The sequence below is a fragment of the Streptomyces adustus genome, from assembly GCF_009377175.1.
Lineage (GTDB): Bacteria > Actinomycetota > Actinomycetes > Streptomycetales > Streptomycetaceae > Streptomyces > Streptomyces adustus.
Map to the genome: position 1 here is coordinate 1 of NZ_VJZD01000056.1, position 19,978 is coordinate 19,978.

The 19,978-nt window shown below is 71.0% G+C and carries 21 protein-coding genes and 3 tRNA genes; 14 read left to right on the forward strand and 10 right to left on the reverse strand.

The window, feature by feature from the left end; all coding sequences use genetic code 11:
• Nucleotides 1-18 precede the first annotated feature (18 nt).
• The 8 genes from FNH09_RS16405 to htpX all read left to right on the forward strand — a co-directional run bounded on the left by FNH09_RS16405 (nt 19) and on the right by htpX (nt 8,840).
• Nucleotides 19-987: an NADH-quinone oxidoreductase subunit H gene (locus FNH09_RS16405; protein ID WP_162468675.1), complete on the forward strand. Its 969-nt coding sequence runs from the start codon at nt 19-21 to the stop codon at nt 985-987.
• Entirely contained in the window at nt 987-1,547 is a 561-nt protein-coding gene (locus FNH09_RS16410) for a NuoI/complex I 23 kDa subunit family protein (RefSeq protein WP_152888514.1), read from the forward strand. Before FNH09_RS16405 ends, FNH09_RS16410 begins: the two co-directional genes overlap by 1 nt.
• Nucleotides 1,544-2,194, forward strand: coding sequence for an NADH-quinone oxidoreductase subunit J family protein (locus FNH09_RS16415; RefSeq protein ID WP_338017588.1), 651 nt, complete (start codon nt 1,544-1,546; stop codon nt 2,192-2,194). The genes FNH09_RS16410 and FNH09_RS16415 overlap by 4 nt, the downstream gene beginning before the upstream one ends.
• On the forward strand, nt 2,194-2,598 hold the full coding sequence (nuoK, locus tag FNH09_RS16420) for an NADH-quinone oxidoreductase subunit NuoK (RefSeq protein ID WP_152888516.1): 405 nt from the start codon (nt 2,194-2,196) through the stop codon (nt 2,596-2,598). The genes FNH09_RS16415 and nuoK overlap by 1 nt, the downstream gene beginning before the upstream one ends.
• Nucleotides 2,595-4,628, forward strand: coding sequence for an NADH-quinone oxidoreductase subunit L (locus FNH09_RS16425; protein ID WP_162468676.1), 2,034 nt, complete (start codon nt 2,595-2,597; stop codon nt 4,626-4,628). Before nuoK ends, FNH09_RS16425 begins: the two co-directional genes overlap by 4 nt.
• A gap of 6 nt (nt 4,629-4,634) precedes the next feature.
• A complete protein-coding gene (locus FNH09_RS16430; RefSeq protein ID WP_162468677.1) occupies nt 4,635-6,218 on the forward strand; it encodes an NADH-quinone oxidoreductase subunit M in 1,584 nt (527 codons plus the stop codon).
• Complete coding sequence (locus tag FNH09_RS16435) at nt 6,215-7,786, forward strand: NADH-quinone oxidoreductase subunit N (RefSeq protein ID WP_152888518.1); 1,572 nt, start codon at nt 6,215-6,217, stop codon at nt 7,784-7,786. The genes FNH09_RS16430 and FNH09_RS16435 overlap by 4 nt, the downstream gene beginning before the upstream one ends.
• Nucleotides 7,787-7,976: 190 nt before the next feature.
• Complete coding sequence (gene htpX / locus FNH09_RS16440) at nt 7,977-8,840, forward strand: zinc metalloprotease HtpX (RefSeq protein WP_162468678.1); 864 nt, start codon at nt 7,977-7,979, stop codon at nt 8,838-8,840.
• Between the two features lie 33 nt (nt 8,841-8,873).
• On the opposite strand, the gene FNH09_RS16445 is transcribed toward htpX, so the two are convergent.
• Nucleotides 8,874-9,275, reverse strand: coding sequence for a YccF domain-containing protein (locus tag FNH09_RS16445; protein WP_152888520.1), 402 nt, complete (start codon nt 9,273-9,275; stop codon nt 8,874-8,876).
• 187 nt (nt 9,276-9,462) lie between these two features.
• Nucleotides 9,463-10,701 carry an APC family permease gene (locus FNH09_RS16450; protein WP_152888522.1) on the reverse strand — a complete coding sequence of 413 codons (1,239 nt, stop codon included), beginning with the start codon at nt 10,699-10,701 and terminating at the stop codon, nt 9,463-9,465.
• Nucleotides 10,702-10,866: 165 nt separating this feature from the next.
• On the opposite strand from FNH09_RS16450, the gene FNH09_RS16455 reads away from it, so the two are divergent.
• Nucleotides 10,867-11,133, forward strand: coding sequence for a GlsB/YeaQ/YmgE family stress response membrane protein (locus FNH09_RS16455; protein ID WP_152888524.1), 267 nt, complete (start codon nt 10,867-10,869; stop codon nt 11,131-11,133).
• A gap of 89 nt (nt 11,134-11,222) precedes the next feature.
• Here the strand turns inward: FNH09_RS16455 and FNH09_RS16460 are convergent, their stop codons facing one another.
• Nucleotides 11,223-11,711 carry a YajQ family cyclic di-GMP-binding protein gene (locus tag FNH09_RS16460; RefSeq protein WP_152888526.1) on the reverse strand — a complete coding sequence of 163 codons (489 nt, stop codon included), beginning with the start codon at nt 11,709-11,711 and terminating at the stop codon, nt 11,223-11,225.
• 234 nt (nt 11,712-11,945) lie between these two features.
• On the opposite strand from FNH09_RS16460, the gene FNH09_RS16465 reads away from it, so the two are divergent.
• Nucleotides 11,946-12,027: transfer RNA gene (locus FNH09_RS16465), tRNA-Tyr, on the forward strand.
• 174 nt (nt 12,028-12,201) lie between these two features.
• On the opposite strand, the gene FNH09_RS48550 is transcribed toward FNH09_RS16465, so the two are convergent.
• From FNH09_RS48550 to FNH09_RS16485, 5 genes are all read right to left on the reverse strand, one after another.
• The gene (locus FNH09_RS48550; RefSeq protein WP_238426711.1) at nt 12,202-12,369 is read right to left on the reverse strand and encodes a hypothetical protein; all 168 of its coding nucleotides are present in this window, start codon (nt 12,367-12,369) and stop codon (nt 12,202-12,204) included.
• Between the two features lies 1 nt (nt 12,370).
• Nucleotides 12,371-12,877, reverse strand: coding sequence for a hypothetical protein (locus FNH09_RS16470; RefSeq protein WP_238426712.1), 507 nt, complete (start codon nt 12,875-12,877; stop codon nt 12,371-12,373).
• Between the two features lie 1,476 nt (nt 12,878-14,353).
• The gene (locus tag FNH09_RS49505) at nt 14,354-14,482 is read right to left on the reverse strand and encodes a hypothetical protein (RefSeq protein ID WP_274390233.1); all 129 of its coding nucleotides are present in this window, start codon (nt 14,480-14,482) and stop codon (nt 14,354-14,356) included.
• 454 nt (nt 14,483-14,936) lie between these two features.
• The gene (locus tag FNH09_RS16480; protein WP_152888530.1) at nt 14,937-15,635 is read right to left on the reverse strand and encodes a hypothetical protein; all 699 of its coding nucleotides are present in this window, start codon (nt 15,633-15,635) and stop codon (nt 14,937-14,939) included.
• Between the two features lie 527 nt (nt 15,636-16,162).
• Nucleotides 16,163-16,477 (reverse strand): hypothetical protein, encoded by a 315-nt coding sequence (locus FNH09_RS16485; RefSeq protein WP_162468679.1) that lies wholly within the window; start codon nt 16,475-16,477, stop codon nt 16,163-16,165.
• Between the two features lie 128 nt (nt 16,478-16,605).
• On the opposite strand from FNH09_RS16485, the gene FNH09_RS16490 reads away from it, so the two are divergent.
• Entirely contained in the window at nt 16,606-16,818 is a 213-nt protein-coding gene (locus FNH09_RS16490; RefSeq protein ID WP_152888533.1) for a hypothetical protein, read from the forward strand.
• A 95-nt stretch (nt 16,819-16,913) separates the two neighbouring features.
• Here FNH09_RS16490 and FNH09_RS16495 read toward each other — a convergent pair whose 3' ends face one another.
• Both FNH09_RS16495 and FNH09_RS16500 read right to left on the reverse strand, forming a co-directional pair.
• Nucleotides 16,914-17,570: an NAD(P)H-binding protein gene (locus tag FNH09_RS16495; RefSeq protein ID WP_152888535.1), complete on the reverse strand. Its 657-nt coding sequence runs from the start codon at nt 17,568-17,570 to the stop codon at nt 16,914-16,916.
• Between the two features lie 134 nt (nt 17,571-17,704).
• The gene (locus tag FNH09_RS16500; protein ID WP_152888537.1) at nt 17,705-19,018 is read right to left on the reverse strand and encodes an amidohydrolase family protein; all 1,314 of its coding nucleotides are present in this window, start codon (nt 19,016-19,018) and stop codon (nt 17,705-17,707) included.
• 404 nt (nt 19,019-19,422) lie between these two features.
• Here FNH09_RS16500 and FNH09_RS16505 point away from each other — a divergent pair.
• From FNH09_RS16505 to rpmG, 3 genes are all read left to right on the forward strand, one after another.
• Nucleotides 19,423-19,495: transfer RNA gene (locus FNH09_RS16505), tRNA-Thr, on the forward strand.
• Between the two features lie 46 nt (nt 19,496-19,541).
• Nucleotides 19,542-19,614: transfer RNA gene (locus tag FNH09_RS16510), tRNA-Met, on the forward strand.
• A gap of 90 nt (nt 19,615-19,704) precedes the next feature.
• On the forward strand, nt 19,705-19,869 hold the full coding sequence (gene rpmG / locus FNH09_RS16515) for a 50S ribosomal protein L33 (protein WP_003948671.1): 165 nt from the start codon (nt 19,705-19,707) through the stop codon (nt 19,867-19,869).
• Nucleotides 19,870-19,978 lie beyond the last annotated feature (109 nt).

Genomic DNA, 19,978 nt, shown 5'->3' on the forward strand with positions numbered 1-19,978 from the left:
CCCCCAAGGAGGCCCGCAGTGAACGACGCGCTGGATGTCGCCCTGCGACTCCTCGTCGTCTTCGGCGTCTTCCTCACCTTCCCGCTGATCGTCGGTCAGACCGAGCACAAGGTGATGGCCCACATGCAGGGCCGCCTCGGCCCGATGTACGCCGGTGGCTTCCACGGCTGGGCCCAGCTGGTCGCGGACGGCGTGAAGTTCGCGCAGAAGGAGGACGTGGTCCCGGCGGGCGCGGACCGCCGTGTCTTCCAGCTGGCCCCCGCCGTGGCCCTGCTGCCCTACCTCCTGGTGCTGCTCGCCATCCCGATCGGCCCGGGGGAGGGCGCGGTCGGCCAGGTCGTCGACGCGGGCATCTTCTTCGTGCTCGCCGTGATGGGCGTGGGCGTCCTCGGCTCCCTCATGGCCGGCTGGGCCTCCGCCAACAAGTTCTCCCTCCTCGGCGGCCTGCGCACCGCCGCCCAGCTCCTCGCCTACGAACTGCCGATGCTGCTCGCCGCCGCCTCGGTGGCGATGGCGGCCGGCACGGTCTCCCTGCCCGGCATCGTGGCCTCCTTCCACTGGTGGTGGCTGCCCTGGCAGCTCACCGGCGCGTTCGTCTTCTTCATCGCCGGCCTCGCCGAACTCCAGCGCCCGCCCTTCGACATGCCCGTCGCCGACTCGGAGATCATCTTCGGCGCGTACACCGAGTACACCGGTCTGCGGTTCGCCCTCTTCCTCCTCGCCGAGTACGCCGGAATCGTCGTCCTGTGCGCGCTGACCACCGTGCTCTTCCTGGGCGGCTGGCACGGCCCGTGGGGCGCCGAGGGCCTCGGCTGGGTCTGGACCCTGCTGAAGACCGCGCTGCTCGCCTTCGTCGTGATCTGGCTCCGCGTCACCTACCCCCGGCTGCGCGAGGACCAGCTCCAGAGGTTCTCCTGGACCCTCCTCGTCCCGCTCTCCCTCGCCCAGATCGCCCTCACCGGCATCGTCAAGGTGGTGATCTCCTAATGGCCCCCTTCCCCGGCTCCGGACTGGCCAAGGGCCTGGCCGTCACCCTGCGCACGATGACGAGGAAGACGGTCACCGAGCAGTACCCGGACGTCCAGCCCGACCTCCCGCCCCGCACCCGCGGTGTGATCGGCCTGTTCGAGGAGAACTGCACGGTCTGCATGCTGTGCGCCCGTGAGTGCCCCGACTGGTGCATCTACATCGACTCCCACAAGGAGACGGTCCCGCCCGCGGCCCCCGGCGGCCGCGAGCGCAGCCGCAACGTCCTCGACCGCTTCGCCATCGACTTCTCCCTGTGCATGTACTGCGGTATCTGCATCGAGGTGTGTCCTTTCGACGCCCTTTTCTGGTCACCGGAGTTCGAGTACGCCGAGACCGACATCCGTGAACTCACCCACGAACGCGACAAGCTCCGCGAGTGGATGTGGACGGTCCCGGCGCCGCCGGCCCTCGACCCGGCGGCGGAGGAACCCAAGGAGATCGCCGCCGCCCGCAAGACCGCCGAGAAACTGGCCGCCGCCCAGGACCGGCCGGACGAGCGGCAGGGGGAGCAGCCGTGACCCTCGCCGCCGCCGTCCCGCACGGCTTCCTCTCCCCGACGGGCGTGGAGATCGCCTTCCTCCTGGTCGGTCTGGTCACCTTCGGCGCCGCGCTCGTCACCGTCACCACCCGGCAACTGGTGCACGCCGCCCTGTGGCTCGTGGTGACCCTCGGCGGTCTGGCCGTCGAGTACCTTCTGCTGACCGCCGAGTTCATCGCCTGGGTGCAGGTCCTCATCTACGTCGGTTCCGTCGTCGTCCTCCTGCTGTTCGGTCTGATGCTCACCAGGGCTCCGATCGGCCGCTCCCCGGACGCCGACTCCGGCAACCGCTGGGCCGCCCTCACGGTGGCCGTTGCCGCGGCGGCCGCTCTGGTCTGGGTCGTCGTCGACGCCTTCCGCGCCACCTGGATCGACCTGGACGGAGAACCTGCCGGCACCACCCGCGTCACCGGCGAGAGCCTCTTCCAGAACTGGGTCCTCCCCTTCGAGGCCCTCTCCGTCCTCCTTCTCGCCGCGCTGGTCGGCGCGATCGTCCTGTCCCGCAAGGCGAAGGCGGACGCGACGGCGGCCGCCTCCCCGCGCACCCCCGGCCCTCGCCCGGACGGTGGCGGCAGCCCGGACCGGGCCCGCGGGGCCGCCGGGGCCGACCAGGAAGGCGCCCGCTGATGCACCTCGTCTATCCCGCCGTGCTCTCCGCCCTCCTCTTCTGCACCGGCCTCTACGGCGTCCTCGCCCGCCGCAACGCGATCCTGGTCCTGATGTCGGTCGAGCTGATGCTCAACGCCGTCAACCTCAACCTGGTCGCCTTCGACGTCTGGCTCAGCAGGACCGCCGAGGAGACCCTGCACTCCGGCCAGGCCCTGACCCTGTTCACCATCGCCATCGCGGCCGCCGAGATCGGCATCGGCCTGGCGATCGTCCTCGCCGTCCACCGCAACCGCGGCACCTCGGACATCGACAAGCTCCGCGACACCGCCGAGGGCCCCGACAAGGACGGCCCCGACAGCGGCGCCCTCGCGGCACGGAAGGCCGACGACCAGGCCGGCGAGAAGGCTGAGGCCACCGCGTGACCACGACAACCCTTGCCGCGCTCGTCCCCCTCCTTCCCTTCCTGGGCGCCGCGGCCGGACTGCTCCTGGGCCGCACGGCCCCCGGCCTCGTCCGCCCGCTCGCCGTGCTGCCGACGCTCGGGGCGCTCGTCCTGGCCGTACTGGTCGCGGTGCGCCAGGGCGGCGGCCCGGCGATCGACGCCGCCACCGAACTCACGCCCACCGGCTCGGTGCCCATCGAACTCGCCCTGCACATCGACGGCTTCGCCGCCCTCGTCGCCATCCTGGTCGGCGTCGTCGCCACCTGCGTGCAGATCTATTCGACGGGCTATCTGCACAACGACCCGCGCTACCCCTCCTACGCCGCCCTCGTCTCCCTGTTCACCTCCGCGATGCTCCTGGTCGTCTACTCCGGCGACCTGATGGTGCTGCTGGTCGGCTGGGAAGTCATGGGCATCTGCTCCTACTTCCTGGTCGGCCACTACTGGGAGACAGCGGAGGCCCGCGCCGCCTCCCTGAAGGCCTTCCTGGTCACCAAGCTCGGCGACGTCCCCTTCCTGATCGGTCTGTTCGCCCTCGCCACCGACGCCGGCTCCTTCCGGATCACCAAGGTCCTCGGCGCCGTCGCGAGCGGCGGCATCCACCATGTGACCCTGGTCGCCCTGCTGCTCCTGGCAGGTGTGGCGGGCAAGTCGGCGCAGTTCCCGCTGCACACCTGGCTCCCCGACGCGATGGCGGGCCCCACCCCCGTCTCGGCGCTGATCCACGCCGCGACCATGGTGGCCGCCGGTGTCTACTTCGTCGCCCGGCTCCTCCCGCTCTTCCAGGCCTCCACGGCGGCCATGGTCGTCCTTGCCGTGATGGCCGCCGTCACCATGACGGGGGCGGCGCTCGCGGCGCTCGCCCAGGACGACATCAAACGCGTCCTCGCCTACTCGACGATCAGTCAGCTCGGCTACATGACCGGCGCCCTCGCCGTCGGCGACCGCGGTGCCGCCGTCTTCCACCTCCTCTCGCACGGCGCCTTCAAGGCGCTGCTGTTCCTCGCCGCCGGCGTGATCATCCACGCCACCGGCACCAACTCGCTCGCCGCCATGTCCCGGATGACGGGCCTGCGGGACCGCGTCCCGGACGCCTACTGGACGATGACCGTGGCGCTGCTCTCCCTGGCCGCGATCCCGCCGTTCAGCGGCTTCTTCTCCAAGGAGTCCGTCCTCGGCGCCGCCGAACACGTCATCACCGGCCACACCGAGCACGCCCCCGCCGCCGCGGGCTGGACCGTCCTCGTCGCCGGCCTGGCCACGGCCCTGCTCACCGCCGGGTACGCGACCCGGCTGTGGCTGCTCGCCTTCCGCGGACAGGGTGCCGAGGTGCCGGGCCTCGCCCGGAGCACCGACCCCGGCCGGACCGAGGAGCACCGGGTCCGCGAGCCCCTCACCATGACCGTCGTGTTGTGGGTGCTCGCCGTCCCGTCCCTCGCCTTCGGCGGGTTCGCCTACGTGTCACTGCCCGCCTGGTTCGACGGCCGCAGCCTGACCCCGACGCTCATGACGTCCATCCTCGGCACGGGCCTCGCCCTGGTCGGCGGACTGGTCACCTACGGCGCCTGGCAGCACGTCACCGCCCTCGCTCCCCGGGTGCCGCTCGGAGCGGTCGCCGCCCACCCCGGCGGCGACGCCGGACTCGTCGAGGCCGAGGCCATCGCCGCCCACGAGCCGGCCTACGGGGACATCGCCCTGGCCCCCGACCCGGCCGACCCCGGCCGCCTCCTGCTCGGCCCGCTGCACCGCCACGCGGCCGCCGGCTTCCACCTGGACGCCCTGTACGGCGTGCTGTTCGTCCGCCCGGTCCAGGCCGGAGCGAGCCTCGTGCAGTTCCTCGACCGCGAGGTCGTCGACACCTACGTACGCGGCGCGGGCGCCCTACCCCGCTGGCTCGGTGCCGCCGTACGACGGGCCCAGACCGGCAATGTGCAGACCTATGTGAGCGCGCTGCTCGCCGGCGCCGTCGTCCTGACGGTCGCCGCCGTCCTCGTCGCCACGGGAGCGTGAGCAGGCGTGATCGATATCAACGAGTCCGTGATGCAGTTCCTTCTGGCGTTCGTCGTCGTCGGCCCGCTCCTCGGTGCCGCCGCCGCCCTGCTGCCGGCCCCGCCCGGACTGAAGGGGAAGTCGCCCGAGCAGGCCGTGCTGCGGCACGGCGTGACCGTCACCGGCGTCGTCCTGCTGGCCGCGATCGTCCTGGCGCTCGGCTTCGACCACGACCACCCGTCGAAGATGCAGGCCAGTACGGACATCAGCTGGATCCCCGCGCTCGACGTGCGGATCCACCTCGGCGTGGACGGCATCTCCCTCCCCCTTCTGGTCCTGAGCGCGCTGCTGACCTTCCTGTGCGCGCTGTACTCCTACTTCAAGCCGCCCGCGGGCCCGACCCCGAAGGCGTTCGTCGCACTGCTGCTCGTCCTGGAGTCCGGCACCCTCGCCACCTTCGCCGTCCTCGACCTGCTGCTGTTCTTCCTCGCCTTCGAGACGGTCCTGATCCCGATGTACTTCCTCATCGCCCGCTGGGGCGGTGCCGGGCGGGCCCAGGCGGCCTGGAAGTTCATCCTCTTCACGCTGCTCGGTTCGGTCGTCATGCTGCTCGGCCTGCTCCTGATCGGAATCAAGGCGGGCACGTTCGACATGGTGGCACTCGCCACTGACAACGGCCGGTCGTTGACCACATCCGTGCAGGTCATCGCCGCTCTGGCGATCGGGATCGGGCTCGCGGTGAAGACGCCGATGTGGCCGCTGCACAGCTGGCTGCCCGACGCCCACACCGCCGCGCCGACCGTCGGCTCGGTCCTGCTGGCCGGCGTGCTGCTGAAGATGGGCACGTACGGGTTCGTGCGCATCCTCCTGCCGATCACGCCCGACGGCATGAGCACCTTCGCGCCCTACCTCGCCGCCTTCGCCGTCGTCGGGATCGTCTACGGATCCCTGGCCTGCCTCGCCCTCGCCAAACAGGGCGCGAAGGGCGACCTCAAGCGGCTGATCGCCTACTCCTCCGTCGGCCACATGGGCTTCGTCCTGCTCGGCATCGCGACGATGACCCCGACCGGCGTGAACGGCGCCCTGTTCGCCAACATCGCCCACGGCCTCATCACCGGCCTGCTCTTCTTCCTGGTCGGCGCCCTGAAGGACCGCACCGGCAGCACCGACCTCGACACCCTCGCCGAGGGCACCGGCGCAGCGCTCTACGGCCGGGCCCCGCGCCTGGGCGGCCTGCTCGCCTTCGCCGCGGTCGCCTCGCTGGGCCTGCCCGGCCTCGCCGGGTTCTGGGGCGAGATGCTGGCGCTGTTCGGCGCGTTCGACCCCGCCGCGGGACTCAGCCGGCCCGCCTTCCTCACCTTCATGGCGATCGCCGCGTTCGGCACGCTGCTCACGGCCGCGTACATGCTCATCGTGGTCCGGCGCGTCTGCATGGGTGCCGTCCCGTCGGACCCGCAGCGGACCGGGCGGCTCGCCGACGTCCAGAGCTACGAGTTCGCGGCCTGGACCCCGCTCGTCGTCCTCACCGTCCTGGCCGGGCTGTGGCCGCGGGCCCTTCTCGGCCTGACCGACCCGGCCGTGCAGCAGCTCCTCGCAGGAGGCACCCGATGAGCGTCCCGGCCCTGACCGCGGCCCAGCCCCTGGCCGAGTCCACGGCACAGTCCGCCGCCCAGTCCCTGGTCCAGTCCGTCGACTGGCTCGCCATCGCGCCGCCCACCCTCGTGGCCGTGGTGGGACTCGCCGTCCTCGTCGCCGACCTGTTCCTGCCCGAGGCCAGGAAGGCCGTGCTCGGCTGGGTCTCGGTCGCGGGACTCGCCGCGGCCGCGCTCCTGCTGCTGCCCCTGCGCGACGGCGACCGTTCCACCTTCTGCCTCACCGGCCAGCCGGCGGTGTGCAGCTACACCGTGGACCGCTTCACCCTCGTCGTGCAGCTCCTGGTCCTCGGCGGCGCCCTCCTCGCGGCGCTCCTGTCCGTCACCACCCTGAAGGACGCCGACAAGGGACTGCCCGAGGGGGAGTACTGGTTCCTGCTGCTGTCCTCCGCCGCGGGCGCCGCCCTGCTGCCCGCCTCCCGCGACCTCGCCACCCTCGTCGTCGCCCTGGAGGTCGCCTCCCTGCCCGCGTTCGCCCTGGTCGGCATCCGGCACGGCGACCGGAAGTCGTCCGAGGCGGCGCTGAAGTTCTTCCTGTCCTCGGTGACCGCGACCGCGGTCAGCCTGATGGGCATCAGCTTCGTGTACGCCTGCACCGGCAGCCTCTACCTCACCCAGGTCGCCGACCGCATCCAGCACGTCGACGGCCGCCTCCACACCCTCGCCGCGGCCGGCGTCGTCCTCACCCTCGTCGGGTTCGCCTTCAAGACGGCCGCCGTCCCCTTCCACTTCTGGGTGCCCGACACCTACGTGGGAGCACCCCTGCCCATCGCCGCCTATCTGTCGGTGGTCGGCAAGGCGGTCGGCTTCTCCGGGCTGATCCTCGTCACCGTCGTCGCCCTCCCGTCGTACGCCGACGCCTGGGGCCCGGCGCTGGCCGGGCTGGCCGCACTCACCATGACCGTCGGCAACGTCGGCGCGCTGCGCCAGCAGGCCACGCGCGCGTACAGCGCGGTACGGCTGCTCGCGTGGTCGTCGGTCGGCCAGGCCGGCTACCTCCTCGTGCCGATCGCCGCCGCCGCGTACTCCGACGATCCGCAGAAGTCGGTCGGCTCCACGCTCGCGTACGCACTGATGTACGCGGCCGTGAACCTGGGCGCCTTCGCGGTGGCCGCCCTGGTCGGCCGCAGGAGCCCCCTGAACCGCCTCACGGACTATCGCGGCCTCTACGCCTCGAACCCCCTGGCCGCCCTGCTCCTGGCCTTCTTCCTGCTCTGCCTCGCCGGACTGCCGCCGGGCGTCATCGGCCTGTTCGCGAAGGTCACCGTGTTCTCGGCGGCCGTCGACGCGGGCCTGGGCTGGCTCGCCGTGGTGATGGCCGTCAACGTGGTGATCGCGCTCTTCTACTACCTCCAGTGGACGACGCTGCTGTTCCGCGCGCCCGAGGGCGCGCCCGAGGGCGAGCCCGAGCGGCATCGCGTCCCGGCTCCCCTCACCGCCGCCATCGCCCTGACCGGCGTCCTGGGCATCGCCCTGTCCGGCGCGCCGCAGCTGGTCCTGCGCTTCGCCGCCACCGGGCTGTTCTGAGACCGGCGCGGCAAGAGCTCCGAGCCCGTCACCCGGACGGCGGAGGCGCCCGGTCGCGGGCACAAGGGAACTCGGCGCTCCCGCCTGGCGTTGTCGAGAGCGGGAGGGTCCACTGGACGTGACACGACACCAGTGGCATCGGAGACAGCAAGCAAAGGGTTCCCCTGCTGCACCACTTGGAGGGCGTACCGTGCACCGCCGGCACAACGGGCTCAGGACCGCAGTCCTCCTCGGGGGACTGTCCGCACTCATCATCCTGATCGGCAGCTTCTTCGGCCGTACGGGCCTGATCGTCGCGGTCGTCGTCGCACTCGGCACCAACGCGTACGCGTACTGGAACAGCGACAAACTGGCGCTACGCGCGATGCGTGCCCGCCCGGTCAGCGAGTTCGAGGCCCCGGCGCTGTACCGCATGGTCCGCGAGCTCTCCACCCAGGCCCGCCAGCCCATGCCGCGCCTGTATATCTCCCCGACGGAGGCCCCGAACGCCTTCGCGACCGGCCGCAACCCGCGCAACGCCGCCGTGTGCTGCACCGAGGGGATCCTGCGCATCCTGGACGAGCGCGAACTGCGCGGGGTCATCGGCCACGAGCTCAGCCACGTCTACAACCGCGACATCCTGATCTCGTCCGTCGCCGGCGCCCTCGCGTCGGTGATCATGTTCCTGGTCAACTTCGCCTGGCTCATCCCGGTCGGCCGCTCGGACGACGACGACGGCCCCGGCTTCCTGGGCCTGCTGCTGATCATGATCCTGGGCCCGTTGGCGGCCTCCGTCATCCAACTGGCCATCAGCCGCTCCAGGGAGTACGAGGCGGACGCCTCCGGCGCCCAGCTCACCGGCGACCCGATAGCGCTCGCCGGCGCCCTGCGCAAACTCGACGCCGGCACCAAGCAGCTGCCGCTGCCTCCGGAGCCGCGCATCGAGACCGCGAGCCACATGATGATCGCGAACCCGTTCCGGCCCGGCCAGGGGCTGTCGAAGATGTTCTCCACCCACCCGCCGATGGCGGAGCGCATCGCCCGCCTGGAGCGCATGGCGGGCCGCCAAGCGTAGGGCCAGTCGGCGGCCGCCGCACGTAACCGTCGGTCAGCGGCCGCCGAACCGCTCGTCCGTCGACACCACTTCGCGACCCAGCGGCATCAGGGAGATCGGGATCAGCTTCAGGTTGGCCCAGCCGAACGGGATGCCGATGATCGACACGAAGAGCGGGATGCTGGTGACCAGGTGCGCCAGGGCCAGCCACCAGCCCGCGAAGATCACCCAGATCACGTTGCCGATGAACGACGCGGCTCCGGCGCCCGGCCGTTCCACCGTGGTCCGGCCGAACGGCCACAGCACGAACCCGGCGATGCGCAGCGACGCGATCCCGAACGGGATCGTGATGATCAGTACGAAACAGATCAGGGCGGCGATCGTGTACGCGATGGCCATCCAGATGCCGCAGAAGACCAGCCACACGATGTTCAGCAACAGGTTGAACAGCTTCATGATCAGTACCTCTCCCCAGGTGGCTGCGCGGACACCGTCCGTCCCGGACAAGTATGAGCGGGTGGAGCGCCCGACCGTGAGCTGCGGCGACCTTGTGGCGTGATCGGGAACATCCGGAGACGAACATCCCCGGAATCCACGTAGCGCCACACCTCACCGCACCGCCGCACGGTCGCCGTCGTCATCCTCACCGCCGCCACTGCCGTACGCCGTACAGGACGATCCCCGCGGCCAGCACGCCCGCGCCCACCGCCACCGATGCCCAGGGCAGCGCGAACGCCAGCACCACGCAGCCCAGCAGCCCCGCCACCGGCACCACCCGGGCCGTCGGGGCCGGGTCGAGGGTCCAGGCCGAGGCGTTGGCGACCGCGTAGTACGTCAGCACGCCGAAGGAGGAGAAGCCGATCGCGCCGCGCAGGTCCACCGTGGCGGCGAGCACCGCGACCACAGCCCCCACGGCCAGCTCGGCCCGGTGCGGTACCCGGAACCGCGGATGCACGGCCGCCAGCGCGCCCGGCAGATGCCGGTCCCGGGCCATGGCCAGCGTGGTCCGCGAGACACCGAGGATCAGCGCGAGCAGCGACCCCAGAGCGGCCAGGGCCGCCCCGGCCCGGACCACCGGCACCAGCGCGGGCGCCCCGGCCGCCCGTACCGCGTCCGCCAGCGGCGCCGCCGCGCGCGCGAGCCCGTCCGGCCCCAGCACGGACAGGACGGCCACCGCCACGCACGCGTACACCACCAGCGTGATCCCCAGGGCCAGCGGGACCGCCCGCGGAATGGTGCGCGCCGGATCCCGTACCTCCTCGCCGAGGGTCGCGATGCGCGCGTACCCGGCGAACGCGAAGAACAGCAGCCCGGCGGCCTGGAGCACCCCGCCCACGCCCCCGGAGGCCCCGGCGCCCAGCCGTCCGGCGCCGGACGCCCCGGACCCCAGGCACACGACCACCACGGCGGCGAGCACGGCCAGCACCACCGCCACGATCGACCGCGTCAGCCACGCCGACTTCTGGACACCGCCGTAGTTCACCGCGGTCAGCGCCACCACGGCCGCCACCGCCACCGCATGTGCCTGTTCCGGCCAGAGGTACGTGCCCACCGTCAGCGCCATCGCCGCGCACGAGGCGGTCTTGCCGACCACGAACGACCAGCCCGCGAGATACCCCCAGAACGCCCCGAGCCGCTCGCGCCCGTACACGTACGTGCCGCCCGAGGCGGGATAGCGGGCCGCGAGCCGGGCGGACGAGGTGGCGTTGCAGTACGCGACCACCGCGGCCAGGGCGAGCCCGAGCAGCAGCCCGGAGCCGGCGGCCCGCGCCGCGGGCCCCAGCGCCGCGAAGACGCCTGCGCCGATCATCGAGCCGAGACCGATGACGACGGCGTCGCCCAGGCCCAGCGTCCGCCGCAGTTCAGAGCCGGACTGTGTCATGGGCGGCACCCTACTGACCGCCGCAACCGCCGGGAGGCGCGGTGGCGTCCTCCTGACCGACACGCCATGAACGGGCGTGACGAGAACAGCGGAACACGGTCCGGCCGGAAGAAAGTCACAGCGCCGGGACAGTGCAAGCACGACCTGGAGGGGCAGGTTCACGGCATGAGCATCATCAGCTGGATCATCCTGGGGCTGTTGGCCGGAGCCATCGCCAAGTTCCTGCTGCCGGGCCGTGACCCGGGCGGCTTCATCGGTACGACCGTGATCGGCATCGTGGGCGCGTTCCTCGGCGGCTGGATATCGGCCCGCTGGCTGGACCACCCGGTCACGAAGAACTTCTACGACGGCGCCACCTGGGTGGCGGCGATCGGCGGGGCGCTCGTGCTCCTGATCGCCTACCGCCTGCTGTTCGGCAACTCGCGCGATTGATCCCGACGCACGCGAGGGAGGGGTGGGCACCGTCGGCGCCCACCCCTCCCTCGCGTCCGCCCGACGCCGACGCGCCCGACGCGCCGGAACTACCGGTAGTTCACGAACTGAAGCGCGAATTCGAGGTCCTTGCCCTTCAGCAAGGCGATGATGGCCTGGAGGTCGTCACGGCTCTTGGAGCTGACGCGCAGTTCGTCGCCCTGCACCTGGGCCTTCACACCCTTCGGGCCCTCGTCGCGGATGATCTTCGCCACCTTCTTGGCGTTCTCCTGGGAGATGCCCTCCTCGATGGTGGCGAAGATCTTGTACTCCTTGCCGGAGAGCTGCGGCTCGCCCGCGTCCAGCGCCTTGAGCGAGATGCCTCGCTTGACCAGCTTGGTCTCGAAGACGTCGAGGACGGCCTTCACGCGGTCCTCGGAGTTCGCCTCCATCAGGATCTTCTCGCCGGACCACGAGATCGAGGCACCCACGCCCTTGAAGTCGTAGCGCTGCGAGATCTCCTTGGCGGTCTGGTTGAGGGCGTTGTCGACCTCCTGCCGCTCGACCTTCGAGACGATGTCGAAACTGGAGTCGGCCATGTCCTGTGGCTCCTTGTATCTGAGGGCGAATCGGGTCCGTACCGGCTGTGCACCGGCGTACACGGGGCTGCCGCCGAGCCCGCCGGGGATCGGGGCCGCATCCGCACAAGCCTAGCCACCCCGCCCCTCGCGGGTGGCGATCAATCGAGTGGCGAAGCACCCCTCCTCATCGGGTATTGTTTACGTCGTTGCCAGGGAACACCGCCGACAGGGGGTGTGAAGGGCAGCAACCCCGGCGGTGTGCCCGAGCGGCCAAAGGGAGCAGACTGTAAATCTGCCGGCTTAGCCTTCCCAGGTTCGAATCCTGGCGCCGCCACCCGGAGGGAAACCCCCTCTGATCAGGTCAAGTACCTGATCAGAGGGGGTTTCTCGTTGTCCCGCCCTGTTCGATTCGGCGTGGACGGGGCGTGGACGTGTCTCACCTAGTACCGCCCATATCCCACCTTCGATCAGCGCGTGTCCCCCAGGTGTCCCCCAAGGGTGGGCATGATCACTCCGGCTCGTTCCGCACCCGAAGGGCGGCGTCGATCCGGCTGTTCGCGTGGTCCCGCGTCTGATCGAGCACCTTGGCGTACACCTTGTGCAGTACCGCGACGCTGTGCCCGGCGCGGCGGGCGCACTCCATCGCGTCCACACCGGAACTGAGCCAGAACGACATTTCAGCGTGCCGCAGGTCGTAGGCGACGGGTCGGCGGCGAGGCCGTCTCCGCTTCGCTCAGCACGTCCCGGCGGGCTCTTGCCCGTACCTCCCCCAGCCGGTCTCCTGTAGCAGGCCGTTGCGGTTCGTGGAAGAGGTGGCCGTCCGGCGCCGTGCCGTGCGTGGCGATGTGCTGCCGCAGCATGTGGACGAAGTGCGACGGGATGGGGACCGGCCGGGAATGCTTCTCGGCGCGGGCCTTGAGGTGGCGCGTCTCGTGTGCCGTCCTGTCGTTCGTCCAGCTCCGTCCGGCCCGGACGATGCCCTGCCGCAGGGTGAGTATGCCCCATCCCGTTTCCGGGAGGTGGCACTGGTCCGCGCGCAGTCCAGCGGCTTCGGCCGGCCGCATGGCCGGGTAGTACAGGTAGCCGAAGAATGCCTCCAGGTGTCGGCCGCGGGGCCTCTGCTCGCGGACTCCCGCCAGGAGTGCCCGCACCCGACGTGGGTTGGCGACGCTCTCGGGGGCCACTGCCTCTACCGCTTCGGCGCGGTCCACTTCACGGCCGCGAGCGGGTTGATCGGGTGTGTGAAGTCCATTCACGACCTGCTGCGCTGGCAGGTGCGGGAGATGGCACGCCGGAAGGCGGACCCGAGTCTGGTGGTGCTCGACACCCAGAGCCTGCACGCGGCGGTCGGAGTGCCCGCTGAGTCGACGGGGCGTGACGCGGCAAAAAAGTACCGGGCCGCAAGCGTGGCCTGGCCGTTGATGTTCTGGGGCCGGTGGTCGCGGTGGTCGCGGTGGTCGTGGTGGCTGTGTCGGCGTACGAGAGCGCTGTCGGTATCGCGCTGCTGGACAGCTCGCCGCCGACGCCGACACCGTGGAGAAGGCCCTGGTCGACCAGGGCTTCGAGAACGTCGCCGTCGCGCACGGGGAGAAGGTGGGCATCGGGGCGGAGGTCGTGGAGCGCAATCCCGCGCAGAGCGGGTTCGTTCCCCAGGCCAAGCGGTGGGTCGTGGAACGCGCCTACGGGATCTTGATGTTGTACCGCAGGCTGGTGTGTGACTACGTGCATCTGCCCCGCAGTTCGGAATCGCGGGTGTACTGGGCGATGGCGGCGGTAATACGCCGTCGACCACCCGCTGCGGGCCCGGCGGGTGTGCGAGGCGATGGACCTGCCGGTCGTGCCCAACACCATCAACAACGTCCGTCTCGAGCTCAAGCGGCTGGCAGACCGAGGGATCCTGGCCGAGACCGAGCCAGGCCTGTTCACCCAGCCCAGGCCATAGCCGACCGACGGCGTCACGACCTGCCAGCTTGTCCCGCACGAAACGAAAATTGGGCATCAAGTCTCATACCGCCCTCTGACGTAGAGACACTGTTGTAGCCGCCTTGGAGTGGCGGTGCGTCGACGGCTTCACTGGCCGACTCGTGACGAAGGGTGCTGCTCCGCGTCCGGGGGCGGTGTTTTCGTGGATGCAGTGGCAGGTCCGAGGTCCGTTGCCTGACTTGGGGCCGAGACCGCGCTCGCCGGTTTTGGCTGACAGACGAGACTCTTCGGGTGAAAAAGCCGGAGCAAGGCCGCCTGACCGGCGGTTCGTTGGTGGTCCCACGGTGTCTGCAAACCATACGTTCAGCTTCAGCGCTCACAGCGGCGGCGCTCTAGTGCACAGAGTTCGTTCGCACCTTCCGACAGACCGCGAAGCCGAGAGGACCAGTTATGCGTCTGACCCGCTGCGCTCTCGCTGCTGCAACGGTGGCGGCGTCCGCCTCAGCCGTGGCCCTGCCGTCCTTCCACATGCACTGGACGTCCCGTAGTTCCGATGTCGCGCAGGTCCGCATGGTCAGCGCCGTCGACGCCTCGCGGAGCGGAGCCAAGTCGCCCGAGCCGTCCGTCATGGATACGGTCCCGCAGGCATCGGCACGCCCCTGCCACAGTTACGGCGGCCCCTACTGCGGCTGGGTGGAGGAGTACCGGGGCGGCTGTGACTGGGTGTGGGGTCTGAGCTACGGAATCAACAACCCTGATGTGCTCTGCCCCCACGACCCCCGCCCGAGCCCGTCGGCCGCAGCCAGTTCCTCGGCCGCACCCAGCCACTCGGAGTCGACGGCGTCGTCCGGAAGCGGCGGTGCCACCAGGGGCTCCTCCGGAATCGGCGGAACCACGGCCGGGCTCGGCCGCTTAGCCGGCCCGAAGCACAAGCACCCGGCCGAGCCCCACTGCTCGGCCGCCTCAAGCCCCACAGCTCTGCCCAGCGCCACGGCCACATCCGCCCCTGTCGGCCCCCGCCCACAGCGCCAGTCCTTCCCGACCGGTCCCGCCAGGACGCCTTCGACGACCAGCAGCACCGGAGATGTGCACGCGCCGGCGGTCGAACCGCAGGTGCTGCCAGGAGAAGGCCCCGACACAGCGAGCCTTCTGCAAGCCGTGCACACCGCTGCGGAGGGCTACGTCTTCCCTTATGTCCTTCCCTTCCCGGAGGTCGGCCCTTTGCCCATCGGCACAGCTGATGCGGCAGCACCGCTGGTCCCCTGACCCAACCTGACGTCAGGGGACCAGAGGTCCTCAGGGGCATGGTCCGGCCGGCTGTCACTCGGCGGAACGACGTCGGCGAAGCCAGGCCGCAGCGAGCAGTCCCAGAACCACCAGCAGAACGCCGGTGGCGATCACGATGCGCTTCACGCTCAGCAGGCTGCCGCTCCAGCCGGCAGCCTTGCTGTCCTGCGAGGGAACGGTGCGCCCGGGGGCGCCCTTCTGGGGCGACGGGGAGTTGGACGAACCGTTCCCGTCGACAACCGCACCGTCCTGCGGACCAGCGCCGTCCCCGCGGTCACCGTCGTCCCGGTTGCTGCGGCAGTGAGTGGCCGGGAAGGGGAAGACTTGCTTGTGGACGCCGAAGGCCCTCACCACGAAGAGCGGATGCACCCGGAAGAACTCACGAATCGCGAACTGGTACTGGCCGGAGGACTGGGTGGGATAGTCCACGTTCGCATAGGTCGAGACAGTGAAGGTGTCCCACGGCGCCGTCGGCGAGGAGGATGATGCCGAGCTGCCCTGGATGACGAGCGCCTCCGGCCCACGCGGGCCATTGGTCAGAATCCCCCTCAGACCCTTGTCGATGAGCACGACGACTCGGCCGCTGTGGCAGTCGCGGTAGGGATTGCGGTGGCGGTGGTGCCCGTCGCCTTCGTACCGCACGGGCGTCTGCGCGGCAATGCCGGCCGACGGAGACACGAGGACGATGGCCGCACCCGCCAGCGGTGCTGCAACCCAGGGGCGAAGATTCATCCGAGGACCTCCATGGGGGGCGGACAGAGGCGACCACCTGCCCGGTCGGCACACCCGAATCTGTGAAGAAGCTAAGAGAAATCAGCGCGCTACAGCGTGAACGTCCTCGGGGAGCCGTACTACTCGTGACCGGTTGTCACTCAAGCGCAGCAGCATCGGGCGGACGGAGCAGGTCGCCTGAGGTCCTCGCCCCGGCGTACGACGTCACCCGGCTCGGTCGGCAGCTCGCCACCCTCGTCCAGGGGCCCATGGCCACGGACCGGGATTTCTTCCCACCCTCGATGCCACCCATCACCGAGGCAGAGCTCGCCTTCCGTCTCCACCACGCCACCGCTCGCCCGCATCTGGCAGCCGAATTCGCCACCGCAGCTTTCACCGCAGCCTCCACCACACAGCTCAGTACGGCCCACGTCCGCGACCTCACCCTGGACCCCTCCACTCAGCCGATCTGGCGGTCGCAGGCAAGCGCCCGGGACCTGCGCGACAGCAGGTCACGGGCCCTTCGGCGGGCGGTCGGCGAGGCGGGGTCAGCCGTCCGTTCGGCCGGCCTTGCCGTGCTCCTCCAGGGTCTCCTCGGGCTCGGGGCCCGCCGCCTGCTTCACGTCCGCCTCGACGTCGTTGCGCGACCTGCCCTCGTCCTTTGCGTAGTCGGTCACGGAGGCCTGTACGTCCCGTGCCAGGTCACGCCAGGCCCGCCAGGCGGTCTCGTACGTCTCGGTCTGCTGCTGCGTCCACGACGCGGTCGTCGGGGCGCCGTAGGTGTCCCGCAGTTGCAGGACCCTCAGATGCGCCTCGTTCACGGCGCGCTGTTTCTCCACGAGTTCCTCGAAGGTGTCTGCCACGTGCCGGAGCCTAGGTACGCGAGCGGGTTTCCGCGCGTCGGCGCCCACGACCCGCGCGAGCTCCGCCGGTACGGCCGTATCCGCGGAGCGGTTGTGCCGTCAGGACCCGTGCAGGGCACACTGATTCCATGTCCTCCCGCCGCAGAAGCTGCCCCGAGTGCCGTCGCGAGATCGCCGTGGTCGCGGGCCGGTACGCCCGGCACGACCCGCCCGGGGCTCGGGAGAACGGCGCGCTCACCTCATGTCCCGGCTCGCGCCGGGCCGCCTCGCTGGGCGCGGCCCAGCCCACGCTGGACGGGTACGCCGTGCCGGAGTTCCCCGGCCAGATGCCGCTGTTCTAGAACGCGGAACGCATTACCGCATCAGCCGGTGCCGCTGTGGAACGCGCCTGTGCCGTACGGCCGTTCGGGGGACCGGAGCGGTGTCCCCGGTGTGCTCAGTTGCCCGCCACCGACTTCACCGCGACCGCCACCGGTGTCGACCCGCCGATCAGCTCCAGGACCAGACCGGCCGTCGCCGGAGTGTCCACCAACTCCGCCAGCACGGTGGCGACGTCGTCCCGGGTCACGGAGCCACGCCCGGTGTGCGCCTCCAGGCGGACCAGGCCGGTACCGGCGTCGTCCGTCAGCGAACCGGGGCGCAGGATCGTCCAGTCCAGCGCCTTGAGGTTCCGCACGTACGCGTCGGCCGCGCCCTTGGCGCGCAGATAGACGTCGAAGACGTCGTCGCCCTCGTGGGCCGGGTCCGCCCCCATCGAGGAGACGACCACGAAGCGCCGTACCCTCGCCCGGACCGCCGCGTCCGCGAACAGCACTGCCGCGGCCTTGTCCACCGTGCCCTTGCGGGCCGCTCCGCTGCCCGGACCGGCACCCGCCGCGAACACCGCCGCGTCCGCGCCCTGGAGGTGCGCCGCGACCTCCTCGACCGAGACCGACTCCAGGTCGAGCAGGACCGGTTCGGCACCGGCCTCCCGCAGATCGTCGCCCTGTTCGGCCTTACGGATGATTCCCGCGACCTCTTCCCCGCGCGCGGACAGCAGCCGCTCCAGCCGCAGCGCGATCTGACCATGACCACCAGCGATGACAATGCGCATGTCTTCGACCGTACGCCCGGACAGGCGGGACCGCCGCACGGCTTCGGCCGTGTCGCCCGCACCCGGCGGCGGCGCCGACGGCCTCCGGCCGCGTCGACGGCCGCACGCCCTCAGGCACGCCCTCAGACACGCCCTCAGGACACCCCGCCGCGCCCCTGCCGCGGCAGGCCCGGCTCCGTCGCCGCAGCCGGGTTGAAGTACTCCCGTACCGCGCTCGTCCGGGTCACCACCCGTCCCTGGTGCACCACGATCCGGCTGTACGCCGGCGACAGCGCCTCCGTCAGCCGGTTGCCGCGCACGGCCAGCAGATCGGCCGGGAAGCCTGCCTCCACCCGGACCTCGGGCAGGCCCAGGGCGGCTCGCGCGGACGCGCTCACGGTGTCGTACGCGTCCTCGGGGTGCAGCCCGTGCCTGGAGGCCAGCAGGTAGGCGGCCTCCAGGGGGTCGCCGCGGCCCACGGGGTTCGAGACGTCCCGCAGCGCGCCGCTCCCGGCGGCGACGCGCACGCCGGCCGCGCGCAGCAGCCGTACCGGAGCGGTACCCCGCCGGTCGACACCGCCGCAGCCGCCCTGCGGCAGGCACACCACCGTCACCCCGGCCGCCGCCAGCTGGTCCGCGACGCGCGAGACCGCCTCGACGGGCAGTCGGCCCAGGCCGCCGCAGGGGCCGAGGGTCACCCCGGGCCGCAGTCCGCCCGCCATCGCCGCGAGCCGGGCGAGGCGGGCCGGGTCGGCCGCGTCGGTGTGCAGGTCGACCGGGCAGCCGTGCTCCGAGGCGACCTCCAGCACGGCCTCGACGTAGCCGGTCGGATCCACGTCCAGGTCCGGGCAGCCGCCCACCACGGAGGCGCCCATCTTCATCGCGTCCCGCAGCACGGCCAGGCCGTCGGCCCCGGCCACCCCGGTCAGCATCCGCGGCATCGCCACCGTCGTCAGCGCGGTCAGTCCGCGCAGCGAGCGCCGCGCCTGGAGGACGGCGGCCAGCGCGCTCAGCCCCTGGACGTCGCCCACGCGCACGTGCGCCCGCAGCGCGGTGGCCCCGTGCCCCAGTTGCAGCAGCGCGGCCTCCGTCGCCCGGCGCTGGACGTCCCGGGGGTCGTGCGAGACCGGTCCGCCCTCGTCCGCCGAGAGCGCGGTGTCGGCGTGGGCGTGCGGTTCGGCCGGGGCCGGCAGGAGCAGATAGCCGTCGAGGTCCACCCGGGCGGCGCATCCGCGGGCCGCCTCCGCCGCCAGGCTCCCGGCGGTGCCGACCGCCTCGATACGTCCGCCGCCCAGCCGTACGTCCACGATCCGGCCGTCCGTGAGCCGCGCCCCGCACAGCAGCAGGGGAGCCGGGTCGGCCTGTTCCGGACGTCCCGAACATCCCGGCTGTCCCGAGGACCCCGAGGGCAGGGAGGAGGACGAGGAGGAAGACGACGAGTGGGGCTGCTGCGGCTGGCTGTCGGGCATCGCGCTCCAAGGACTCGGGGATCGGGGCCGGCTCAGGGCCGCGCACGGACGACTGGGCGCAAGATCACGCAGAGTGAGTCGAGCCTAGGGCGGCCGTCAGCCCGCGTCGGGGAGGAGCGCAATAGTCGTACCGGTGTGGCCCCGGGCGCCGTTTCGCTGTGATCCTGCTTACAGAAACCCGACGTGAGCGGGCTGGAAGCGAATCGGGAGGGTCGCATGGGGTCCGTGAGCGGAACTCTCGAATCCACCCCGATCCCGCTCCGGCTCCCGCGTCGAATCCGTGCTGAACCGCTCCAGGACCCGGCCCGCACCCGCCCCGGCACAGGGCTCCGTCCGGGTCCCGCGGGCCGGAGCGAAACGGATTTGGGCGAACGGCGGCGGACCGTGTAATGTCTTCATCGCTCGCCCCAATAGCTCAGTCGGCAGAGCGTCTCCATGGTAAGGAGAAGGTCTACGGTTCGATTCCGTATTGGGGCTCTGGTGGGAGAGGTCCCCGTCGCAAGACGGGGTCCGATCGCATCAAAGCGGTGTAGCTCAGTCGGTAGAGCAAGCGGCTCATAATCGCTGTGTCACCGGTTCAAGTCCGGTCACCGCTACTGACAGTAGCCGATTGTGGGGTCGGTCCTTCGATCGGCTACTCTTTCTTGCGTTAAATCAGTCCTATCCGTTCGTCAAGGAGCACTCACGTGGCTGCCACCGACGTCCGCCCGAAGATCACGCTGGCCTGCGTGGAGTGCAAGGAGCGGAACTACATCACCAAGAAGAACCGGCGTAACAACCCGGACCGACTGGAGATGAAGAAGCACTGCCCGCGTTGCAACGCGCACACCGCGCACCGCGAAACGCGATAAATCAGGCTCGTACACGAGGCCGCCCCCGCAGTCAGGGGGCGGCCTCGTGTCGTTTCGGCGGTCCGCCAGGACACTCAGGACACTGCCGATCACAGCAGTCGACAGCACA